Source organism: Streptomyces viridosporus (assembly GCF_002078235.1).
GTDB classification, from domain to species: domain Bacteria; phylum Actinomycetota; class Actinomycetes; order Streptomycetales; family Streptomycetaceae; genus Streptomyces; species Streptomyces viridosporus.
The window spans coordinates 25,915-44,375 of the sequence record NZ_MSGP01000004.1; the positions used below are offsets into that span (position 1 = coordinate 25,915).

Below are 18,461 nucleotides of genomic sequence, written 5' to 3' on the forward strand. Positions count from 1 at the left end.
ACGGCAGTGTCAGCGGCCTCGGCGCGCGAGCGTGGAGCCCAGCGCTGTTGCCGCGGCACGCACGGCGGTTTCGTGGGATTCGGGGCGGAAGCGTCCGACAGGGCCGGTCACACTGATGGCGGCCACCACCGTGTGCCCGTCGGGCTTGAGGACCGGCGCGGCCACACAGAGCAGCCCGGGCGTCGACTCCTCCCGCTCGTAGGCGACACCGGTTTCGACCGCCTTCGAGAGCTGTCTGCGCAGAAGGCCTGGCGCGATGACGGTATGGGGCGTTCGGCGCTCGAGAGGGCCGGTCAGTACAGCGGTCTGCTCGTCTTCTCCGGCATGGGCCAGCAGCACCTTGCCGATCGCAGTGCAGTGCATCGGCATACGCCCGCCGGTGCGCGACGGCGCCTTGGCCTGGCGGTGTCCACCGATCTTCGCGATGTAGACGACCTCGTGGCCCTCGCGCACGCCGAGGTGCACCGTCTCGTGGGTGCGCTCGTACAGATCCTGCAGGAACGGCATCGCCAGCTCCAGCAGTGTGCGCTCGGTGGCCGCACGCAGGCCCAGCTCGAAGAGACCGCCGGAGAGCTGGTAGCCGTGGGCGGTCTTGTCGAGCAGCCGGTGGTGGACCAGGTCTCCGGCCACGCGGTGGACCGTGCCCTTGGGCAGATCGGTACGCCGGACCAGCTCGGCGAGCGGCAGCACTGAGTCCGCCGGGCCGAACGCGCGCAGGATCGCCAATGCCTTGCCCAGGACGGTGTTGCGGTCCTCCATACGAAGAGCGTACCGCTGAGTGGAACGCCGACGTGGAGTTCGCTTCGACCATGCCGCAGATTGGGCACCATGCCCGAGACCCAGCCCGCTGTCGGCACCGACAGCATCGCCGCCGCCGCGGCCCGGCTCCGTGAGGCCGCGGCCACTGGCATCCCTGCCGCGCCCGTGCGCGACCTGATCGGCCCCGACGACGTCCAGGCGGCGTACGCCGTGCAACTGCAGCTCACCGCCGAGCGGATCGAGGCCGGTGCCACGGTCGTCGGCCGGAAGATCGGCCTCACCTCCGTGGCCGTACAGGAGCAGCTCGGCGTCGACCAGCCCGACTTCGGCATCCTCTTCGACGACATGGAATACGCCGACGGCGCGGTCGTGCCGGCTGGCGCGATCCTCCAGCCGCGGGTCGAGGCCGAGATCGCCTTCGTGCTCAAGGCCGACCTGGCCGAGGGGCCGCTCGACGACGCCCGGGTGCGCGAGGCCATCGACTACGCCGTGGCCGCGATCGAGATCTGCGGCAGCCGCGTGGCCGACTGGGACATCAGCTTCGGTGACACGGTCGCCGACAACGCCTCCGCCGGCGGCTACGTGCTCGGCACGCAGCGGGTGTCGCTCAAGGAGTTCGACCCCGTCGCGGCCGAGATGACGATGGCGATCGACGGCGAGACCGTCTCCACCGGCAGCGGCGCCGCCTGCCTCGGCGACCCGGTCAACGCCGTCGTTTGGCTCGCCCGCCAGGCCCGCGAACTGGGCGCGCCACTGCGCGCCGGCCAGGTCATCCTCTCCGGCGCGCTCGGCCCGATGCGCCCGGTGACGCCGGGCAACGCCGTCCAGACCACTGTCACCGGCCTCGGCACGGTGTCGGTCACCTTCTCCGAATAAGGAGTGACGATGGGCAAGACGAAGGTCGCCGTCATCGGGTCGGGCAACATCGGCACCGACTTGATGATCAAGATCATGCGCACTGCGCGCCATCTCGAGATGGGGGTCATGGTCGGCATCGACCCGGCCTCCGACGGCCTGGCCCGCGCGAGGCGCTTCGGGTTCGAGACCACCGCCGAGGGCGTGGACGGGCTGCTGAAGTCGCCGCAGATCGACGAGATCGGCATCGTCTTCGACGCCACCTCGGCCAGTGCGCACAAATACAACGACGAGAAGCTGCGCCCGCTCGACATCCGGATGATCGACCTGACGCCGGCCGCGATCGGGCCGTACGTCATCCCGGCGGTCAACCTCGACGAGCACCTCGACGCACCCAACGTCAACATGGTCACCTGCGGCGGCCAGGCCACGATCCCGATCATGGCCGCGATCAGCCGGGTCGCCCCGGTGGCGTACGGCGAGATCGTCGCCTCGATCGCCTCCAAATCGGCCGGCCCCGGTACGCGGGCGAACATCGACGAGTTCACCGAGACGACCTCCGCGGCGATCGTGGAGGTCGGCGGCGCCCAGCGGGGCAAGGCGATCATCATCCTCAACCCGGCCGAACCGCCGCTGATGATGCGTGACACCGTCTTCGCGCTGGTCACCCTGCCCGAGGGGGAGGACGGCGAGACCGCGAAGGCGCAGATCACCGAGTCGATCCGGAAGATGGTGGCCGAGGTCGCCGCGTACGTCCCGGGTTACCAGATGGTCCAGGAGGTCCAGATCAGCGAGATTTCGGCCGATCAGCCGATCGAGACGCTGCTGATCGACGGACCGGACACGCGACCGACCCACCAGGTGTCGGTCTTCCTCAAGGTCGAGGGCGCGGGCATGTACCTCCCGGCGTACGCCGGAAACCTCGACATCATGACCTCGGCCGCGGTCCAGATGGCCGAGAAGATCGCTGCCGCGAAGGAGACCTCGAAGTGAGCACCCCGATCTTCGTGCAGGACGTCACCCTCCGCGACGGGATGCACGCCGTCCGGCACCGCATCACGCCCGACGACGTCAAGCGCATCGTCGTGGCGCTGGAGGAGGCCGGCGTCGACGCGATCGAGGTTGCCCACGGCGACGGCCTCGCCGGCGGCTCGGTCAACTACGGCCCTGGCTCCCACACCGACTGGGAGTGGATCGAGGCCGCCGCCTCGGTCATCAAGAACGCCCGCCTCACCACCCTGCTGCTGCCGGGCGTGGGCACCATCGACGAGCTCAAGCACGCCTACGACCTCGGTGTCCGCTCGGTGCGCGTGGCCACACACTGCACCGAGGCCGACATCTCCGCCCAGCACATCGCCGCGGCCCGGGAGCTGGGCATGGACGTCTCCGGCTTCCTGATGCTCTCCCACATGGCCGAGCCCGAACAACTCGCCCAGCAGGCCAAGCTGATGGAGTCCTACGGAGCCCACTGCGTCTACGTCACCGACTCCGGCGGCCGGCTGACGATGAACGACGTCGCCGCCCGGGTGCGCGCCTACCGCGACGTCCTCGACCCGGCCACCGAGATCGGCATCCACGCCCACGAGAACCTCTCGCTGTCCGTCGCCAACTCGGTGGTCGCGGTCGAGAACGGCGTCCGCCGCGTCGACGCCTCGCTCGCCGGACACGGTGCGGGCGCGGGGAACTGCCCCATCGAGGCGTTCATCGCGGTTGCGAACCTGTCGGGCTTCAAGCACAACTGCGACCTGTTCAAGCTGCAGGACGCCGCGGACGACATCGTCCGGCCACTGCAGGACCGACCGGTCCGGGTCGACCGCGAGACCCTCACACTGGGCTACGGGGGCGTCTATTCCAGCTTCCTGCGGCACGCGGAGGTCGCCTCGCAGCGGTACGGCGTCGACGTGCGCGACATCCTGATGGAGTGCGGTCGGCGCCGCCTGGTCGGCGGACAGGAGGACATGATCATCGACATCGCCCTCAACCTCGCGCCCGGCCGGCAAGTGCTCTCGCTCTAGGGCGCGTATCGGGTTGCGATCAAGAGGTGGCCCGGGTGAGGTCTTTGATCCAGATCATGGAGGCCCGGAGGTGGAGACCGGCGAGGTAGCTGTCCGGGGTCTTGTCGTACCGGGTGGCGATGCCTCGCCAGGCCTTGAGCTTGTTGATCAGCCGTTCGACGGTGTTCCGTTCCTTGTAGAGGCCGGCGTCGTGGCTGACAGGCCGACCACCCTTGCTGCCCTTCTTCGTCCGGTTCGCGGTCTGGTCCCTCTTCTCCGGGATGACCGCCTTGATACCGCGTTTCCGCAGGTGGACGCGGTTGCCGCGGGACGAGTAGGCCTTGTCCCCGGCGACCGCGTCCGGTCGGGTCCGAGGACGGCCGACGGGTCCCCGGACCCGTATCCTCCTCGGCACGGGGATGAACTGCGGGCTGTCCGCGGCCTGCCCCGCGGTCAGGACAAACGCCAACGGGCGGCACCAGCGGTCGGCGGCCAGGTGGACCTTGCCGGTCAGACCGCCCCTCGAGCGTCCGAGCAGGGCGGCCTTCAGCCGGAGTCCGCGACGGCGCCGGACGCGTCGCCGTTCCTCTCGTGCCGGGTCGTCTCCGGCGTCCCGCCCGACTTGTTCCTCCGGCCCGCCCCCCTTTGCCGGGCCTTCTCCTCCTCGGCAGCGGCCTTCTCCAGGGCGGTGAGCGTGTCGGCACGGAGGTGTGTCCCGGCAGCATCCTGGTGGGCCCTGGCGGTGGTGGAGTCCACGCTGACCAGGGACAAGTCCACCGCGTCCCGCTTCGCGGCTTCCGTGATCAGGCCCTCCAGGAGCGCCTCGAAGACGCCGGCGTCCCTCCACTGCCGGAAGCGGTTGGAGACGGTCGACCAGGCACCGAACTCGGCCGGCATCTCCCGCCACTGCCCCGCCGTCCTGAAGCGCCAGATCACGCCCTCGAACTGTTGCCGCAGCCGCCCGGGATACGGGCCGTACTCGCCAATTGGCAGGTACGGCTCGATGAACTCCCACTCTGCTCTGTCAGTTGCACTCGCGTCATGCAGAACGACCTACCGGATCGGGCACCGCCACGAGAGCAAGTCCCGCAGTTTGATCACAACCCAATACGCGCCCTAAGCGTCACTGCCTGACCGGGTTCTGCTGTCAATTTGTTTCGACGTCAGAGGATCGTCTCGCGGCCTGCGCCCGATACCGTCCCGGTGTGGTGCCGAACTCCCGTTGAAAGGCGTGTGAGAGCGCGTACGGGCTGCCGTAGCCGACTCGGTCGGCGATGGTGGCCAGGGTGTCCGGGGTGTCGCGGAGCAGGGTGGCAGCGCGGATCACGCGCCACCAGGTGAGGTACGCCATCGGAGGGCGGCCGACCAGGGTGGTGAACCGGCGCGCCAGGGTGGGACGGGAGACGCCCGCCTCCGCCGCCAGACGGTCATTGCTCCACGGCGCGGCCGGGTTCGAATGCAGCGCCCGCAGGGCGGCGGCCGCCACCGGGTCGCCCAGTGCGCGGGGCCAGGCTCCGCTGGGAGCCTCGGCCATCCAGGCGCGGATCATGTAGACGAGGAGGAGGTCGAGCAGGCTCGGGAGTGCCGCGCAGGAGCCGGGTCGGATCTCGTCCAGCTCACCGGCGAGCAGATCGATGGCGGCACGGAGTTCGAGGTGGCTGCCTACTCGGCTGGGAAGACGGACGACCTCGGGCAGCTCTGCCATGAGCGGGTGCATGCGGCTGCAGTCCAGCCAGTACTTGCCGCAGAGCACCTCTGTCTCGTAGTTGTCGGGCTGGGTCCGCGGCTTCGTCTCCACAAGCCATTGCTCGAACGGCACCGCCTTCTTCTTCGCGACCGCCGCGTCGACCGGGAAATCGGCGATCACATGGCCTGTGCCATGGGGCAGCAGCACCGCGTCACCCACGCCGAGGGGCAGGGGGGCGCTGCCGTCGGTCAGTAGCTGGCAGTGGCCCTTGAGGACGACATAGAAGCCCGCGCCGTCGTACGGGTCCAGTCGCGCGCACCAGCTCCCGCTTGTCCGCAGCCGGTGGAACCAGGGGTGCCCGAGGTGCACGGCAGAGATCGCATCGCTCACCACATCCATCCGTCCAAGATATGCGCCGTATGAAGGATGAGACGCATTCGTATTTTCTTGAGCCGAACGCATATCAGGATGATCGTTCGATATCCCTTAAGGTCGATCACGTGATGAACGAGAACGAGAGCGTGCAGAACATGGTGCTGGGGGACGTCGAGGTCATCCGGATTGTCGAGTGGCACGAACCGTTCCTGCCCACCTCCGGCATGTTCCCGGGAGCTGCCGCCGATGTATGGAAGGACAACGAGGACTGGCTGGCACCGGACCACTGGGAGCCGGACAGCGGCTTGGCGGTGCTTGCTTTGCAGAGCTGGGTGCTGCGCAGCGCGGGCCGGACCGTCCTGGTCGACACCGGAGCGGGGAACGGTCGCGAACGACCGGGCATGGGACCGTTCCACCACTCCCGGAGTGATTTCCTCGGCCTCCTGGCGAGGGCCGGTGTCCGCCCGCAGGATGTCGACGTCGTCGTCAACACCCACCTCCACGTCGACCACGTCGGCTGGAACACCGTCGACGCGGGCGGGCAGTGGATACCGGCGTTCCCCAACGCCCAATACCTCATTCCGGCCGCCGACGACTTCCACTACGGTCCGGACAACGCGTACGGGAATGGCGCGCAGCAGGCCGACCGCCTGATCTACGAAGACAGCATCGCGCCCATCCACCAGGCCGGACAGGCCGTGCTGTGGGACGGCCTCCACCGCATCGACGAACACCTCACCCTGGAGTCCGCACCCGGTCACACTCCCGGCTCATCGGTGCTGCGACTCGCATCCGGCAGCGACCGGGCAGTCTTCGTCGGGGATCTGCTGCACAGTCCGGTGCAGATCCTGCACCCCTGCTGCAACAGCAGCGCCTGCCTGGCACCAGAACAAGCGGTGGTCAGCCGCCGTCGGATTCTCGGGCGGGCGGCCGACGAACGGGAGTTGCTCGTTCCCGCGCACTTCGGTGGCGCAGGGGCCCTGGAAATACGACGGGACAGTGACGGGTTCGCCCTCGGCCCATGGGCAACAACCAGCCGGAAGAAGAGTGCGTCCGCCTTCGAGTGAGCCGTGACCTCGCCCGCTCACCGCCCCGCCGTCCTCCGAAGCCCTCGACGCCTCGGCGGACGGCGCGACCATCGCCACCTGCGTCAGCCCGGGAGCCCACGGGCTGAGCGCACGACCATGAACACCATCCTCAAGACGCTGCGCCGGCTCTGTCCTTTCTGACGCCTGATCGACAGAACATTTGGCTCAGCAGCCGGACGGTGACGGCGTCAGGCCCATTCCATGCCGAGATGGGTGAGCGCGGCGCGTTGATCGGGGGTGAGTGAGCGCTTTCCAACCTCACGCTGACGCGTGGTGAAGAACGAGAACAGTCTTCACGATGTCGGTGATGCGGTTGGTGCTGCAGCGGAGTTTTCGCAGCAGGCGCCAGCCCTTGAGCGTGGCCATGGCCTGCTCGCCGACGCAGTGGATCTTGGCGTGGGTGGTGTTGTGCCGTCGCTTCCACTGCTTGAGCCGTCGGCGGTGGACTCAATCCATCAACGCAACAGGCCGTCAGCCTATCGGCTGGCGTATCGAAGCCGGGCGTGTTGCGAGGGCGGCTATTCAGTTTCGGCACGATGGCGTCGAGGTCGTCCTGGGTCAGGTGCCCCATGCTGGTGCCTTTGGGCAGGTACTGACGGAGCGGGCGATTGGTGTTCTCGTTCGTGCCGCGCTGCCACGGGCTGCGCGGGTCGGCGAAGTACACGTCGAGGCCGGTGGCAGCGGTCACCTCCTGGTGACCGGCGAGCTCCACCCCGCGGTCCCACGTCAGGGTCTTGCGGAGCGTGGTGGGCAGGCTGCGTAGCTTGTCGGACAGCCGCGCGGTAACGGTGGCCGCGTCCCGGCCATCGAGCTGGACCGGGACCGTGAAGCGGGTGGAACGTTCGACGACCGTGGCGATCTGAGTCAGGCCGCGGCCCAGAAGCAGGTCACCCTCCCGGTGGCCCGGCACCGTGCGGCTGCCGGCCTCGACCGGCCGCTCGCGAATGAAGACCGCGTCCTTGATCTGCGAACGCCACTGGCCCGAGACGGTGTTGTGGATGTTGCGCCGGGTCGGGCGGCCGGACCGCAGATGTTTCTGCAGGGCCTTGGCCAGCACCCCGCGGGCCGGCATGAACAGGGACTTGTAGATCGTCTCGTGGCTGATCCGCATCCCCGAGCCGGGCGGGTAGGTCTTGGCCAGGTGGCCGACGATCTGCTCCGGTGCCCAGTCCTCTGCCGGCTTCTCTGCCACCAGTTCCCGCAACTGCTGATTCACGCCCGGCAGGCATGGCTTGGGGCGTCGTGCCCGGTCCCGGGCCCGGTCCTCGGCATCCACGGCTCGGTAGTGCCTGGGTCCCTTGTTCCGTGCGATCTTCCTGCTGATGGTCGACGGGGCTCGGCCCAGGGTTCGGGCGATCTCCCGCATCGAGTCGCCCCGGGCCAGACCGCGCGAGATCTGCTCGCGCTCAGCCGGCGTCAGGTGGCAGGACCGCCGACGCCGAACCCGCGGAACATATCCGCCGTTGGACTTGAGGATCGTGAAGATCGACCCTGGAGGACGGCCCAGTGCCCGGGATATCTCGCTGATCGACTCGCCTGCCTTCCAGCGGTCCCACAGCTCCCGCTTCTGCGCATCCGACATGCCCGGACGCCCCAACCGCGCCATCCGACACCTCCGGCACCTGTTCTACCTGGGGTGTTGCGTTGAACGATTGAGTCCACCGGCGCGTACCTGAACGGTGCGCGCATGCCCGACTAGGGCCTGTCCGATGGGTCGTGTGAGCTGGTCAGGCGCCGTGGCCTAGTGTTTGCTGCTGGACGGAGGGGGTCGCTTGTCACGCGATACAGCCGAAGCAGAGGCTCGGATGAACGGGATCACGTTTCCTGCCTGGCACGGAAAGCACTACGTGACCCTGGCTGAGCTATTGGTCCGCCTCGGCAGTTTCGGCCTGGACCTGACGTGGCGCGTCGAGTTCGACGAGATCGTCGATCCTCGCTGTGCCGAGTTGGAGAGACGGTCTGCCGATGCCGGCATGGACACGTTGACGCTTCTGTCGCTGACGACCCCCTTCCTCCAGTTGATCGACGCCGAAGCCCGTGGGTTCGCCAAGGACGAGCTGGTGGTCATCCTGATCGAAGCAGACAGCTCGTTGTGGGAGGTCAGGGCTGTCGACGAGCGCGTACTCAGCGAACTCCGTCGCCACTGTCCGGATGCAACAGACCTCTGAGCGGGGCTTTCACCCCGGGCGGAGCCATAGGCGGATCGCACCAGCGGTGACCGTCCCGTGGAAGACGTAGGCCCTCTTGTCGTAACGCGTGGCGATGGCTCGGAAGGTCTTGAGCCGGTTGATGGCCCGCTCGACTTCGTTGCGGCGCTGGTAGATTGTCTTGCCGAACCCTGTGGGTCGGCCGCCTTTGCTGCCGCGGCGCTGGCGGTTGGCCCGCTGGTCTCTCGGCTCGGGGATCGTGTGCTTGATCTGGCGCCGGGGCAGGTGCCGCCGGTTGCGGCGTGACGAGTACGCCTTATCTCCCCCGACGTGGTCGGGCCGGGTGCGCGGTCGTCCACCAGCCTGCCGGGGCACGCGGATCTCCTCCAGTACGGGAATCATCTGCGGTGCGTCCCCCACTGGCCGGGCGTGATGACAAACGCGAGCGGGCGGCGCCCGCCCTCCCCGGCGAGGTGGATCCTGCAGGTGAGCCCGCCTCGCGAGCGTCCCAGGGCCTCGTCGGAGCGATGACGCGCCGGTCTCCTTCGCCGACCGGAAATCTTCGGGGCCCGAGTGGGCCCGAGTGGAGGCGCCAGCCGCGTGCTGATGAGCCCGACAAGCCGTGGAATCGACGCTGCCCATGCTCCAGTCGATCCGGCCTTCGGCATCGGCGTCGGCCTGGACGGCCGGCGGGATCCTCTCCCCCGTGCCGTCCGCCGACCACCTTCGATGGCGGTCGTGAACCGTCTTCCACTTGCCGAAGCGGGACGGCAGCTCCCGCCGGGGGAGGCCGGTCCGTTGCCGGAACAAGATCCCGTTGATCACACGGCGGTGGCATTGCCAGCGTCCACCCTGGCCGCGATTCGCCGGCGAGTGCGGCTCCAGCCGAGCCCACTCTTCATCCGAGAGATCCCCCCGCCCCATGTCCCATGGAACGAGTTCCTAACCAGAGCGTCACACGACCCATCGGACACCGCCTAGCGCCGTGCCACCAAGAGCATGTTGGCCCTGGTTGGCCGGATCTCCGCCGCAACGGAGGTCCAGCTGGGGTAGGCCCGTATCATCGCGGCCGCCAACGAGTTTGCCGGCCGCACGGTCGTGCGCGTGCTGCGGATCATCGCCCCGCGGGACGGCGCTGAACCTCGAACCGGCCAACATCGCCCCGGAGCAGCGGCCGCACCCGCCGGGTTGGAGCGAACCCGGAAGACCGCGTCGGACGGCTACTGCCGCGCCGGGTGGACCCGGCCATCGCGAAAGCGGTGGAGCAGCAGACCGCCGCAATGCGCGTGCTCAGCGCCCAGGCGTTCCCAGATGTCCCGTCTCAACGGAGTTTGACCAGTCTCAACGGAGTTTGACCGGTGCCCGAGGGGGCCGGTCCGAGGACCAACGAAGTCATTCTTTCGGGTCCGCGGGGCCGGTGGCCCCGGCGGCCCCGCGGCGGCTGCCGCCTCCAGCAGGGACCAGCCGTCGATCTCCACCACCCGCCGCCCCTCCGGCTGCCACCCGCGGGCCGACGCCGCATCGAGCAGGGCTCGGACGGCGCCGGGTTCGTGCAGGTTCAGGGAGGCACCCCGGGTGTACCCCACGTCTCCAGAGCCCAGGGGGGCTCCGCCCGGGACGTACCGGCCCGGGCCCTCGGTGAAGACGATGCGCAGTGAGCCGCCAGCGCCGGCTGGCTGCGGGTACAGCGTGAGGGTCTCGCAGCATGACCGGCCGCTGTCCGTCACGCTGTGGCTGTGACGGAGCGTCCACAGATACGCGCGCCCGTCGGCAATCAGCCGACGGGGCTTCTTCGGATGGCGGGGCACGGAGCCGAGGGTACGCGGCCTGATCCACAAGCTCCTGCGGTGACCAGACTTCGATGAGATGAACAGGACGGTCGTCAAGCTTCGGTGGGACCGGTCACGGCACCGACGGACCACCAGCCGGAGAAGCGGGGCCCATGCGCGCATCCACGGACACCACCGCCCCGGCCCCGGAGGGCCGTGGCCTCCAGCCGCCTGCCCACGGCGTCCCCTCCCCGGCCCTGCTCGCCCGCGCCGAACCGCGGCTACGCCCGCTTCCTCGCCCAGCACACCGAGGGCCAGAACGACCGCGCTGACGGCAGCGAGGACCCAGCGGTGACCGCCGGTCACCCGCGCGAGACCGCCCCAACAGCGAGGCCCGTCATGCACACCAGCACGCACACGGTCCTGTACGACCCCGACGGCCTGATCGAAGCGGAACTCCCGCTCGATCGCGAGCTGTACGAGAACCTCGTTAAGAGGGCGTTCAATGTGGCCGAGTTGCTACTTATGTCCTAGTAGGTTCCTCGCCGGGTTGGCGTAGTTTCGTCCGTTACGCGCTTGGCGAGGTTGTCGATCGAAGCGATGTGGATCATGGCTTCGGAGCTGGCAGCGAGGGTCTCGTAGTCGCGGGCAAGACGCCTGTGCATCATGATCCAACCGATGCTCCGCTCCACCACCCAACGTCTTTTCAGGACGTGGAAGCCGCGGGTTCCTGGGTTTTTGTCGACAACTTCGACATCGATCCCAAGTTTCGCGCCGTGTTCGACGACGGTCTTCTTGAAGCCGGTGTCGACCCAGCTCTTGGCGATGGTTGGATAGGTGTTTTTCGCCTGGTCGAGGAGGCGTATCCCCAGGAGGTTTTCGGAGAGGCCGGCGCCGGCGACGGTCACGGCGAGGATCAGGCCGATGGTGTCGGTCAGGACGCCCCGCTTCCGGCCCACGATCTTCTTCGCGGCATCGGTTCCCTGGCCGGTCACGGGCGCGTTGGTGGAGGTCTTGACGCTCTGGGTGTCGATGACCGCCTCAGTTCCTGATGAGAGGCTCGTAGGGGTGACCCTCCGGGGTGAAGATGAGAACGAAGTCCTCTCCCACCCGAACGGCTACCTCCCGCAAGCGGGCCAAGGCATCTGCCTGCTCCGGAAGGTCGAGGCCAAGGGCTGTGGCGGCACGGTCTCTCCGGGCGACGAGGTCCGGCATGTCCTCCAGGTACTCGGCCGCGAACTCGCGACTCTCCTCGTCCGTGAACGCCTGACAGTCGCGCCACCACGGAGCGACCAGCAGCAGCCGCAGGAGCTCGGGCAGGCCGATCGCAACCAGAGCCGCGCCCCCTTCGGAGTCGGCATAGAGGATCGGACGTTCCTCGCCGCCTTCACCGCAGAAGAAGTACGTGCCCCCGGCACCGTCGCCGGCGAAACCCTCGAGCGCGGCGCCCGAGACGAGGTGAACTTCCTCGACATGGTCGCCTCGGTCCAGGTCGAAGTCACCCGGCCAAGCGAGAAAACGGGCAGCTTCGGCCTGCTCGCGGACGACAGTGATCAACGATTCCATGAGCCGCAGCCTACGGTCCGCTGCTTGACAAGCATCATTGGGAATCAGTCTCGCCGACCGGACGTGGTGGCGCGCAGCAGGGGTGGACTGAGCAGCCATGCTTCTCCGCGGCGGTAGAGAGCAGCCGGGCGCCCGGTGGGAGGAAGCCGATGGTGTCCGGTCGGCTGTACGAACCCTGTGGTGTTGAGTACCTTTCGGCGGAAGTTGCTCGGGTCGAGGGTCTGTCCCCAGATCACTTGGTACACCGTCCGCAGCTCTGTGAGCGTGAATGCCTCACCGCAGAAGGCAGTGGCCACAGCGGTGTACTCGAGCTTTCGGCGGACCTCTTCCAGGGCTTCCGTCAGGATTTCCCGGTGGTCGAAGGCCAGGCCTAGCGTGCCGTCCTCTAGGCGGGCTGCAGGGGCCCAGAAGGCACGTTCGGCGTCCGTGCCGCCCACGGGGTCCGGCAGGTCGGGTCCTAGTGCGAGGTAGACGACCGTCACCACTCTGCCTCGGGGGTCACGTCCGGGGTCTCCGTAGGTGCCGAGCTGCTCCAGGTGAAGTCGGCTGCCGTCGATGCCGGCTTCTTCCGACAGCTCACGGAGGGCTCCCTCACGGAGGGTCTCGTTTTTCTGTACGTAGCCTCCGGGCATTGCGGGCTTGCCGAGGAAGGGCTCCAGACCGCGCTCGACCAGGAGCATCATCAGCTGATCGTCTCTGAGGGTGAAGATCGCGAGGTCCACGGTCAGCCATGAGGCTTCGACCTCGTCCGAGTCTTTCAGCCAGTCTTCCACCTGCACCCCTAAAGGTCTCATTGACTTAAACCCTGCCGACACTTATGGTCGCATCAACCATAACTGTAGGAGTCGGGGGCAGGGCATGACCACTTCCCACGCACCGCCAGCACAGGAGACATCGCTCGAACCCACCGCCGCCACCCGCCACTTATGTGCTGGCGTGTATGTGGACGAGCGCTTCCGCGACCTTGTGATCGGCCAAGTCTGCACAGCGCCGCACCGCAGGGTCGCCCCGTCCTACGGCTTCGACATCGTCCCCGTCATGCATCACGCCTGGCGTGCCGCCGCACTCAGCGCGCTCCCCCGCGCCACGGTCATCGCTGCGGTGGTAAGCCCCGTGCTCACCGGATCCGTTCCCGCAGCGATTCTCATCGCCAGCGGCTTCGGCCTTCTGTTACTGCTCCGTCTCACCAAGCTGATTCATGGCATTGATCGCCAGGCGATCCCGGCACAGAGGTCCAGACGCAGCGGCCTGGGCCCGTTACGGGCCTATCGCTTCCTCCTCCGGCTTCTGTTCCCGCGCGTCACAACCCGCAAGGCATACGCGATCAAACGCGTCACCACGGCCGCTCTGTGGCTGACCCTGACCATTCTGGTCATCGCACTCGTCTATCCACAGCAGGCACTGACGGCACTCCTCCTGGCCATGGCGGTCACCGTCGTCTACCTCGCCGTCGGAGCCACACGGCAGCTGATCCTCAACCGCATACTGCGCACGCGCACGCTGCGTCCCGCCCGCCTGTCCGGCCGGCAGCGCGCCGCCGACCGCCAGCAGCACCACATGTGCGCCGTGTACCGCCGCCCTAGGCATAGCGACGACGAGGACGACGACCTCACTGTGTTCACGCTCTTCGGTGACGAATCACCGTTCATCGGGGCGGGCGAGCTCATCTACCAGTGGAACCCGCCGATGAGCATCCAACTGCTGCGACCCGAGAACGACGACCATGCACCGCTGCACGAGCGTGAGCACCCCGTGCCACCCTTCCAGGCACACGAACTCGTCGAATACCTGCGCGAAGCCGTCCTGCCGCTGAACACCGACAGCCACGACGTACGACTGCCGGCAGAAGTCCGGGACCGAGTCTATGTCGCCGAGACCGATGTCGCCGCTGACCGGTCACTCCTTCCGCACCACTTCACCCGAAGCGAACTGCGCTCCATCATCAACACGCCGGAGTCGAAGCAGCACCACTTCCTCGAGATCACCACTCCCGCCGACGGGTCCGAATTCGTTGCGACCGTCCTCCTGCACGTCAGCCTGCAGGGACGCACCTTGAGCCTCTCCACAGCGGCGTGTGTGCTCGCGCACACACCACGGTCATTCCAGCGAGCTGAAGAATTCGGCCACCACGGCGCTGCAGCCGTCATATGGGCGGCCCTCACCGAACTGACCACGCTGCCCTCCGAAATCCAGCACTCGTGGCGGATCTTCCGCTATCTCTACGCGCTGGCGAAGGCAGCCGCCCTGCCCTGCGACCTCACCACGACACCGATCCGCAACATCCTCATCGGCAGCCGCGTCAGCATACGAGAGGAATCATCCCAGGAATGGACCAAGGTCCAGCTCGAGAAAAGCGACATTCTCGGACGCCTGAAAACCATAGAGCAGCGTCTCTTGAGTGCCGCCAGCGACTTCCTGCGGGCCAAGAACGTCGACACATCCGCCTTCGATGACCGCGCCCTCAAGATCATCAACAGCGGAATTTTCAACTTCGGTGACAACAACACCTTCAGCAACAACGCTGTAGGCGACGCGGCTCAGGTCGGCGTCGCCGCAAACCAGCCCGCACAGCCCGACAACGGAGCAGCCCCGTGACATACAACCAAGGCATCATCAGCCACGGCAACAACAATCACTTCAGCAACATCGCAATCGGGGCGCATGCCCGAGCCTCCGCGACCGCGCCCCAGAACTCCGCCGAGCCCGCCACCGAACCAGAAACCCGGTGGGACCTCGGAATCGTCACCATCCTCAGCGAAGAACTCCGCTCCGTCATCGACGCGTTACACCTCCACCGGCACAAGAAGCCAAACGGCCTCTACTTCTACCAAGGCGAACACACCGCCCCCGGCGCCACCTCGCGCATCGTGGCCACACAGACACAAAGCCAGGGCCAGCGATCCACCATGGCCGCCCTGGAAAACCTCCGACGCTACTACAACCCCCGTCTGTGGGCCCTCGTCGGCATCGGAGGCGGCATCCATGATGACCACGCCCGAATCGGCAACGTCATCGTCTCCACCGACGTCGTCTACTACGAGAGCCGCAAGATCAACCCCCGGGGAGACACCCGCCGCCGCGGAGAACACCGGCAGGCACCCGCCCAAGTCGTTCATGCCGTGAATGCCTACTTCACCGATCACGGGACACCGGCGCGCATCAACGGCCAAATGACCGCACACGCCGGCGACCAGTACGAGGTGTACCCCGGAGTCATCGGATCCGGCGAAGCCGTCATCGCCGACCGGGCCAGTGACGTGCGGACGTACCTCACCACTTACCACGAGAAGGTCCTGGCGGTAGACATGGAAGCCGGCGGGCTGAGCCAGTACTGGCAGGAGAACTCTGTCCACGGCGCGGATAACCCCGGCTGGATCGTCATCCGCGGCGTATCCGACAACGCCGACGAAGAAAAGGGTCACAGCCATCACGAGCTCGCCGCCAGGAACGCCGCCCATGTCCTCAGCCGACTGCTCCCCTACCTATGCTGAAAAGCCCGAGCGCCGCCAGCACAAACCAAGGAGACAACTTCTACCACCGGAGCCTCGACATGAACGCCTTCCTGCTCGGGATCCTCAGCTCCCTCGTCACCAGCGCCCTCCTGCTCGCCCTCAGCCTCCTGCGCGCCTCACGCCCCCTGTGGTGGCTCACCGCCGCCTGCTCCTGGTTCACCGGCACAGGACTCCGCCGCGTCTACCGCCTCCAATCCGCCGCAGAGCACAACCTGAGCCAGGACCTCACCCGCGCCCGCTGGGTCAAAGTCATGGCGGGGCGCGGCAACATACTCACCCGCGAAGCCTTCGCCCCACTCTGGTCAGGCGACACCTCCCCCGCGTCCGTCCAGATCCTGCTGCCCGACCCGGACACACCGCACGACTCATGGCTCGACCGCCGCTCGCACGATGTTTCCCGCTTCGACCCGGGCTTCACCTCGGATCTGCTCAGAAGCCAGGTCCGCGCCAACATCGACTACCTCTCCCAAGCCGCCCGCACACAGCGCAACATCCAGCTGCACAGCTACAACCTCCCCCACACCTGCCGCGTCATCGCCACCGACAAGGTCGCCTACCTCACCTTCTACAGCGACAACGCTCACGGCAGAAACTCCCCCTGCCTGTACGCACGGGCTCCCGGCCTCCTCTACACCATCGCTCTCCAGCAATTCGACACAGCCTGGGCGAACAGCACAGAAACCCGCACCACACCACGGCACTGACGTCGGTTGGCCGGACAGCGGCGCCACGCCTCCTGCCCGGAAGGACAGGCAGCGGTCGTCAGCAGTCGGAACCCACCGCCCGCTTCATGCCGCCCTCGCCCTGCTCTGTTGGCCCGTTGACGACGGAAGTCTCCGCGAGCTCGGTCAACACAGCCAATGGGCAGTGTGCATCGCGAAGTTGCTGGTCACGGGTCTGGTGTGCGCGGGGTTCGGGGCGCTCGTGCTGGTCGTGGGTTGGTGACTTCGATGAAGATCGTCGGTCATCGGGCTACTTCGTGGTTGGTGGGGACCAGCATGCCCTGACCAGGGCGGTCGCCCATTTCGGGTCGGTACGGACCTTGCCGAGCACGCGCCAGTTCTTCAGGTGCGCGAAGCTGTGCTCGACCGGCGCCCGGACGGCGGCCAGCGCCTTGTTGAACAATTCCCGGCTGCGGTTCAGCGGCCGGTTGCGGGCCGCCTTGTAACCGGCCGCTGCGTGGGGAGTCGGGAACGTTGGACACGCGAGTCGGTCGCGGCGGGTCGACTGGCGACCGGTAGGGCTGGCCCCGCCCCGACCGGTAGGGCCGGCCCCACCACGGATTCTCGGGCGCACCGGCTCGTGCCACGCCCCCACCGTTCCTAGCGTTCTTGCATGACGGAAACGCTGCGACCGCGCACCCCAACCCGGTTACTTGATGTCGACGCGCTGCGCGGGTTCGCGCTGTTCGGCATCCTTGTCGTGAACCTTGCGTACTTCGCCTCCGGCTACCCGTTCCACCTCGTCGCCGATCCGGCGCACGGCTCCTGGCTGGACGACTCCGTCGAGTTCGGGGTCCGGTTGCTGTTCGAGATGAAGTTCTACCTACTGTTCTCGTTCCTGTTCGGCTACAGCTTTACCTTGCAGCTGGCCGCCGCGGGCAGTGCCGGCGCGAACTTCACCGCGCGGTTCGTCCGCCGGCTCAGCGGACTTTTCGTGCTCGGCGGCCTGCATGCGGTGCTGCTGTTCCAGGGCGACATCCTGACCACCTACGCGCTGCTTGGCCTTGTTCTGCTTGCCGTGCACCGGATCCAGCCGAGGACCGCGGTCATCGCCGCGGGGGCGATCGTCGGTTTCATGGCGGTCGGGATGGCCGTGGCTGCGCTGGCCGGCGTGGAATTGGTTACCGACCAGGACGCCGCGCTCGCCGGCGGTCGCGCGTCGACCGATGCGCTTGCCGGCGGCCTGGGTTCGGTGATCGGCGAGCACCTGCGCTCGCTGCCGACGATGGCCGGAAGTCTTGCTGTGCAGGGCCCGCTCGCGCTTGCCGCGTTCCTCGTCGGGCTGGCCGCCGGCCGGCGGAAGTTGCTCGCCGACGGGACCGGCAGGCACACGGTCGCGCTGCGCCGACTGGAGCTGGTCGGGTACCCGATCGGGCTCGCCGGCGCGCTGGTGTTCGCGATCAGCGGCGGCACCGCCAGCCCGGCCGGGCTGGCGGCGAGCATCCTGACCGCGCCGTTGCTGGTCAGCGCCTACGTGGCGACCCTGCTACGGGTGTTCGCCACCCCGCGCGGCGGCCGGCTGGCACGGGCGCTCGCGCCAGCCGGCCGGATGGCGCTGTCGAACTATCTCGGTCAGTCTCTGCTGGGCGTGCTGATCTTCACCGGCGTAGGGCTCGGGCTGACCGGAGACACGCCGCCGACGGTCGTGCCGGTCGTCGCCGTCGGCATCTTCGCGGTCCAACTGGAGCTGAGCCGATACTGGCTCGCGCGGTACCGGTACGGCCCGGCCGAATGGGTACTGCGGGCCGTCACGAACGCGGAGCGTCCCCGGATGCGCCGCTGACCTCTGCCGACAAGTCACACACTCCCCGACAGAGTCGCTCACTGACCGCCAGGAACCGTTCCTCGGGCTGTCACAGGGAGAGGTGGCCGGGGGCTTGCGCAGCCGCTTCCTGTGTGGCGATGACGCCGTTCAGATCTTTGCCTTCTGGCACGGAGACCGCGTGCCGCGGGTGCTCTCTGAGCACGGCGCATCGTGAAAACCGCA

Annotated in this window: 16 protein-coding genes and 4 pseudogenes; 10 read left to right on the forward strand and 10 right to left on the reverse strand. The window is 67.7% G+C overall.

Annotation, left to right across the window (positions count from 1 at the left end; translation table 11 throughout):
- Positions 1-9: 9 nt before the first annotated feature.
- Positions 10-759 (reverse strand): IclR family transcriptional regulator, encoded by a 750-nt coding sequence (locus B7L92_RS00340; protein ID WP_081235506.1) that lies wholly within the window; start codon positions 757-759, stop codon positions 10-12.
- A 69-nt stretch (positions 760-828) separates the two neighbouring features.
- On the opposite strand from B7L92_RS00340, the gene B7L92_RS00345 reads away from it, so the two are divergent.
- From B7L92_RS00345 to dmpG, 3 genes are read left to right on the forward strand one after another with little or no spacing between them, the layout of a single operon-like run.
- Positions 829-1,635 carry a 2-keto-4-pentenoate hydratase gene (locus tag B7L92_RS00345; protein ID WP_081235507.1) on the forward strand — a complete coding sequence of 269 codons (807 nt, stop codon included), beginning with the start codon at positions 829-831 and terminating at the stop codon, positions 1,633-1,635.
- Between the two features lie 9 nt (positions 1,636-1,644).
- On the forward strand, positions 1,645-2,607 hold the full coding sequence (locus B7L92_RS00350) for an acetaldehyde dehydrogenase (acetylating) (protein WP_081235508.1): 963 nt from the start codon (positions 1,645-1,647) through the stop codon (positions 2,605-2,607).
- On the forward strand, positions 2,604-3,629 hold the full coding sequence (dmpG, locus tag B7L92_RS00355; protein ID WP_081235509.1) for a 4-hydroxy-2-oxovalerate aldolase: 1,026 nt from the start codon (positions 2,604-2,606) through the stop codon (positions 3,627-3,629). Before B7L92_RS00350 ends, dmpG begins: the two co-directional genes overlap by 4 nt.
- A gap of 19 nt (positions 3,630-3,648) precedes the next feature.
- Here the strand turns inward: dmpG and B7L92_RS00360 are convergent.
- Positions 3,649-4,651: pseudogene (locus tag B7L92_RS00360) on the reverse strand (IS5 family transposase).
- A gap of 104 nt (positions 4,652-4,755) precedes the next feature.
- Positions 4,756-5,694, reverse strand: coding sequence for an AraC family transcriptional regulator (locus B7L92_RS00365; protein WP_081235510.1), 939 nt, complete (start codon positions 5,692-5,694; stop codon positions 4,756-4,758).
- Between the two features lie 104 nt (positions 5,695-5,798).
- Here B7L92_RS00365 and B7L92_RS00370 point away from each other — a divergent pair, with 104 nt between their 5' ends.
- On the forward strand, positions 5,799-6,737 hold the full coding sequence (locus B7L92_RS00370; RefSeq protein ID WP_218030416.1) for an MBL fold metallo-hydrolase: 939 nt from the start codon (positions 5,799-5,801) through the stop codon (positions 6,735-6,737).
- Between the two features lie 279 nt (positions 6,738-7,016).
- Here B7L92_RS00370 and B7L92_RS00375 read toward each other — a convergent pair.
- Both B7L92_RS00375 and B7L92_RS00380 read right to left on the reverse strand, forming a co-directional pair.
- Positions 7,017-7,166 (reverse strand): annotated as a pseudogene (locus tag B7L92_RS00375) (IS5/IS1182 family transposase); the annotation flags it as partial.
- A gap of 76 nt (positions 7,167-7,242) precedes the next feature.
- Positions 7,243-8,364, reverse strand: a pseudogene (locus tag B7L92_RS00380) (IS30 family transposase); the annotation flags it as partial.
- A 199-nt stretch (positions 8,365-8,563) separates the two neighbouring features.
- Between B7L92_RS00380 and B7L92_RS00385 the strand changes: the two are divergent.
- Positions 8,564-8,926: a hypothetical protein gene (locus B7L92_RS00385; protein WP_081235512.1), complete on the forward strand. Its 363-nt coding sequence runs from the start codon at positions 8,564-8,566 to the stop codon at positions 8,924-8,926.
- 9 nt (positions 8,927-8,935) lie between these two features.
- Here B7L92_RS00385 and B7L92_RS00390 read toward each other — a convergent pair whose 3' ends face one another.
- Complete coding sequence (locus B7L92_RS00390; RefSeq protein WP_255310683.1) at positions 8,936-9,829, reverse strand: IS5 family transposase; 894 nt, start codon at positions 9,827-9,829, stop codon at positions 8,936-8,938.
- A 1,061-nt stretch (positions 9,830-10,890) separates the two neighbouring features.
- On the opposite strand from B7L92_RS00390, the gene B7L92_RS41775 reads away from it, so the two are divergent.
- A complete protein-coding gene (locus B7L92_RS41775) occupies positions 10,891-11,208 on the forward strand; it encodes a hypothetical protein (protein ID WP_255310684.1) in 318 nt (105 codons plus the stop codon).
- On the opposite strand, the pseudogene B7L92_RS00405 reads toward B7L92_RS41775, so the two are convergent.
- The 3 genes and pseudogenes from B7L92_RS00405 to B7L92_RS00415 form a co-directional block, all read right to left on the reverse strand.
- Positions 11,205-11,720 (reverse strand): annotated as a pseudogene (locus tag B7L92_RS00405) (transposase); the annotation flags it as partial. The gene B7L92_RS41775 and the pseudogene B7L92_RS00405 overlap by 4 nt on opposite strands.
- On the reverse strand, positions 11,716-12,240 hold the full coding sequence (locus tag B7L92_RS00410; protein WP_081235513.1) for a hypothetical protein: 525 nt from the start codon (positions 12,238-12,240) through the stop codon (positions 11,716-11,718). The gene B7L92_RS00410 and the pseudogene B7L92_RS00405, both read right to left, overlap by 5 nt.
- 44 nt (positions 12,241-12,284) lie before the next feature.
- Positions 12,285-13,013, reverse strand: coding sequence for an NUDIX hydrolase (locus B7L92_RS00415; RefSeq protein ID WP_081235533.1), 729 nt, complete (start codon positions 13,011-13,013; stop codon positions 12,285-12,287).
- An 85-nt stretch (positions 13,014-13,098) separates the two neighbouring features.
- On the opposite strand from B7L92_RS00415, the gene B7L92_RS00420 reads away from it, so the two are divergent.
- Genes B7L92_RS00420 through B7L92_RS00430 form a run of 3 tightly spaced genes read left to right on the forward strand, consistent with a single transcriptional unit; the run spans position 13,099 to position 16,456 of the window.
- A complete protein-coding gene (locus B7L92_RS00420; protein WP_081235514.1) occupies positions 13,099-14,835 on the forward strand; it encodes an AbeC-like domain-containing protein in 1,737 nt (578 codons plus the stop codon).
- Positions 14,832-15,731, forward strand: coding sequence for a 5'-methylthioadenosine/S-adenosylhomocysteine nucleosidase family protein (locus tag B7L92_RS00425; protein ID WP_107501329.1), 900 nt, complete (start codon positions 14,832-14,834; stop codon positions 15,729-15,731). The genes B7L92_RS00420 and B7L92_RS00425 overlap by 4 nt, the downstream gene beginning before the upstream one ends.
- A gap of 59 nt (positions 15,732-15,790) precedes the next feature.
- Positions 15,791-16,456, forward strand: coding sequence for a hypothetical protein (locus B7L92_RS00430; protein ID WP_081235515.1), 666 nt, complete (start codon positions 15,791-15,793; stop codon positions 16,454-16,456).
- Positions 16,457-16,724: 268 nt separating this feature from the next.
- Here the strand turns inward: B7L92_RS00430 and B7L92_RS40900 are convergent, their stop codons facing one another.
- A complete protein-coding gene (locus B7L92_RS40900) occupies positions 16,725-16,877 on the reverse strand; it encodes a hypothetical protein (protein WP_255310685.1) in 153 nt (50 codons plus the stop codon).
- A 210-nt stretch (positions 16,878-17,087) separates the two neighbouring features.
- Between B7L92_RS40900 and B7L92_RS00440 the strand changes: the two genes are divergently transcribed.
- Positions 17,088-18,257 (forward strand): DUF418 domain-containing protein, encoded by a 1,170-nt coding sequence (locus B7L92_RS00440; protein WP_081235516.1) that lies wholly within the window; start codon positions 17,088-17,090, stop codon positions 18,255-18,257.
- The last annotated feature ends 204 nt before the right edge of the window (positions 18,258-18,461 follow it).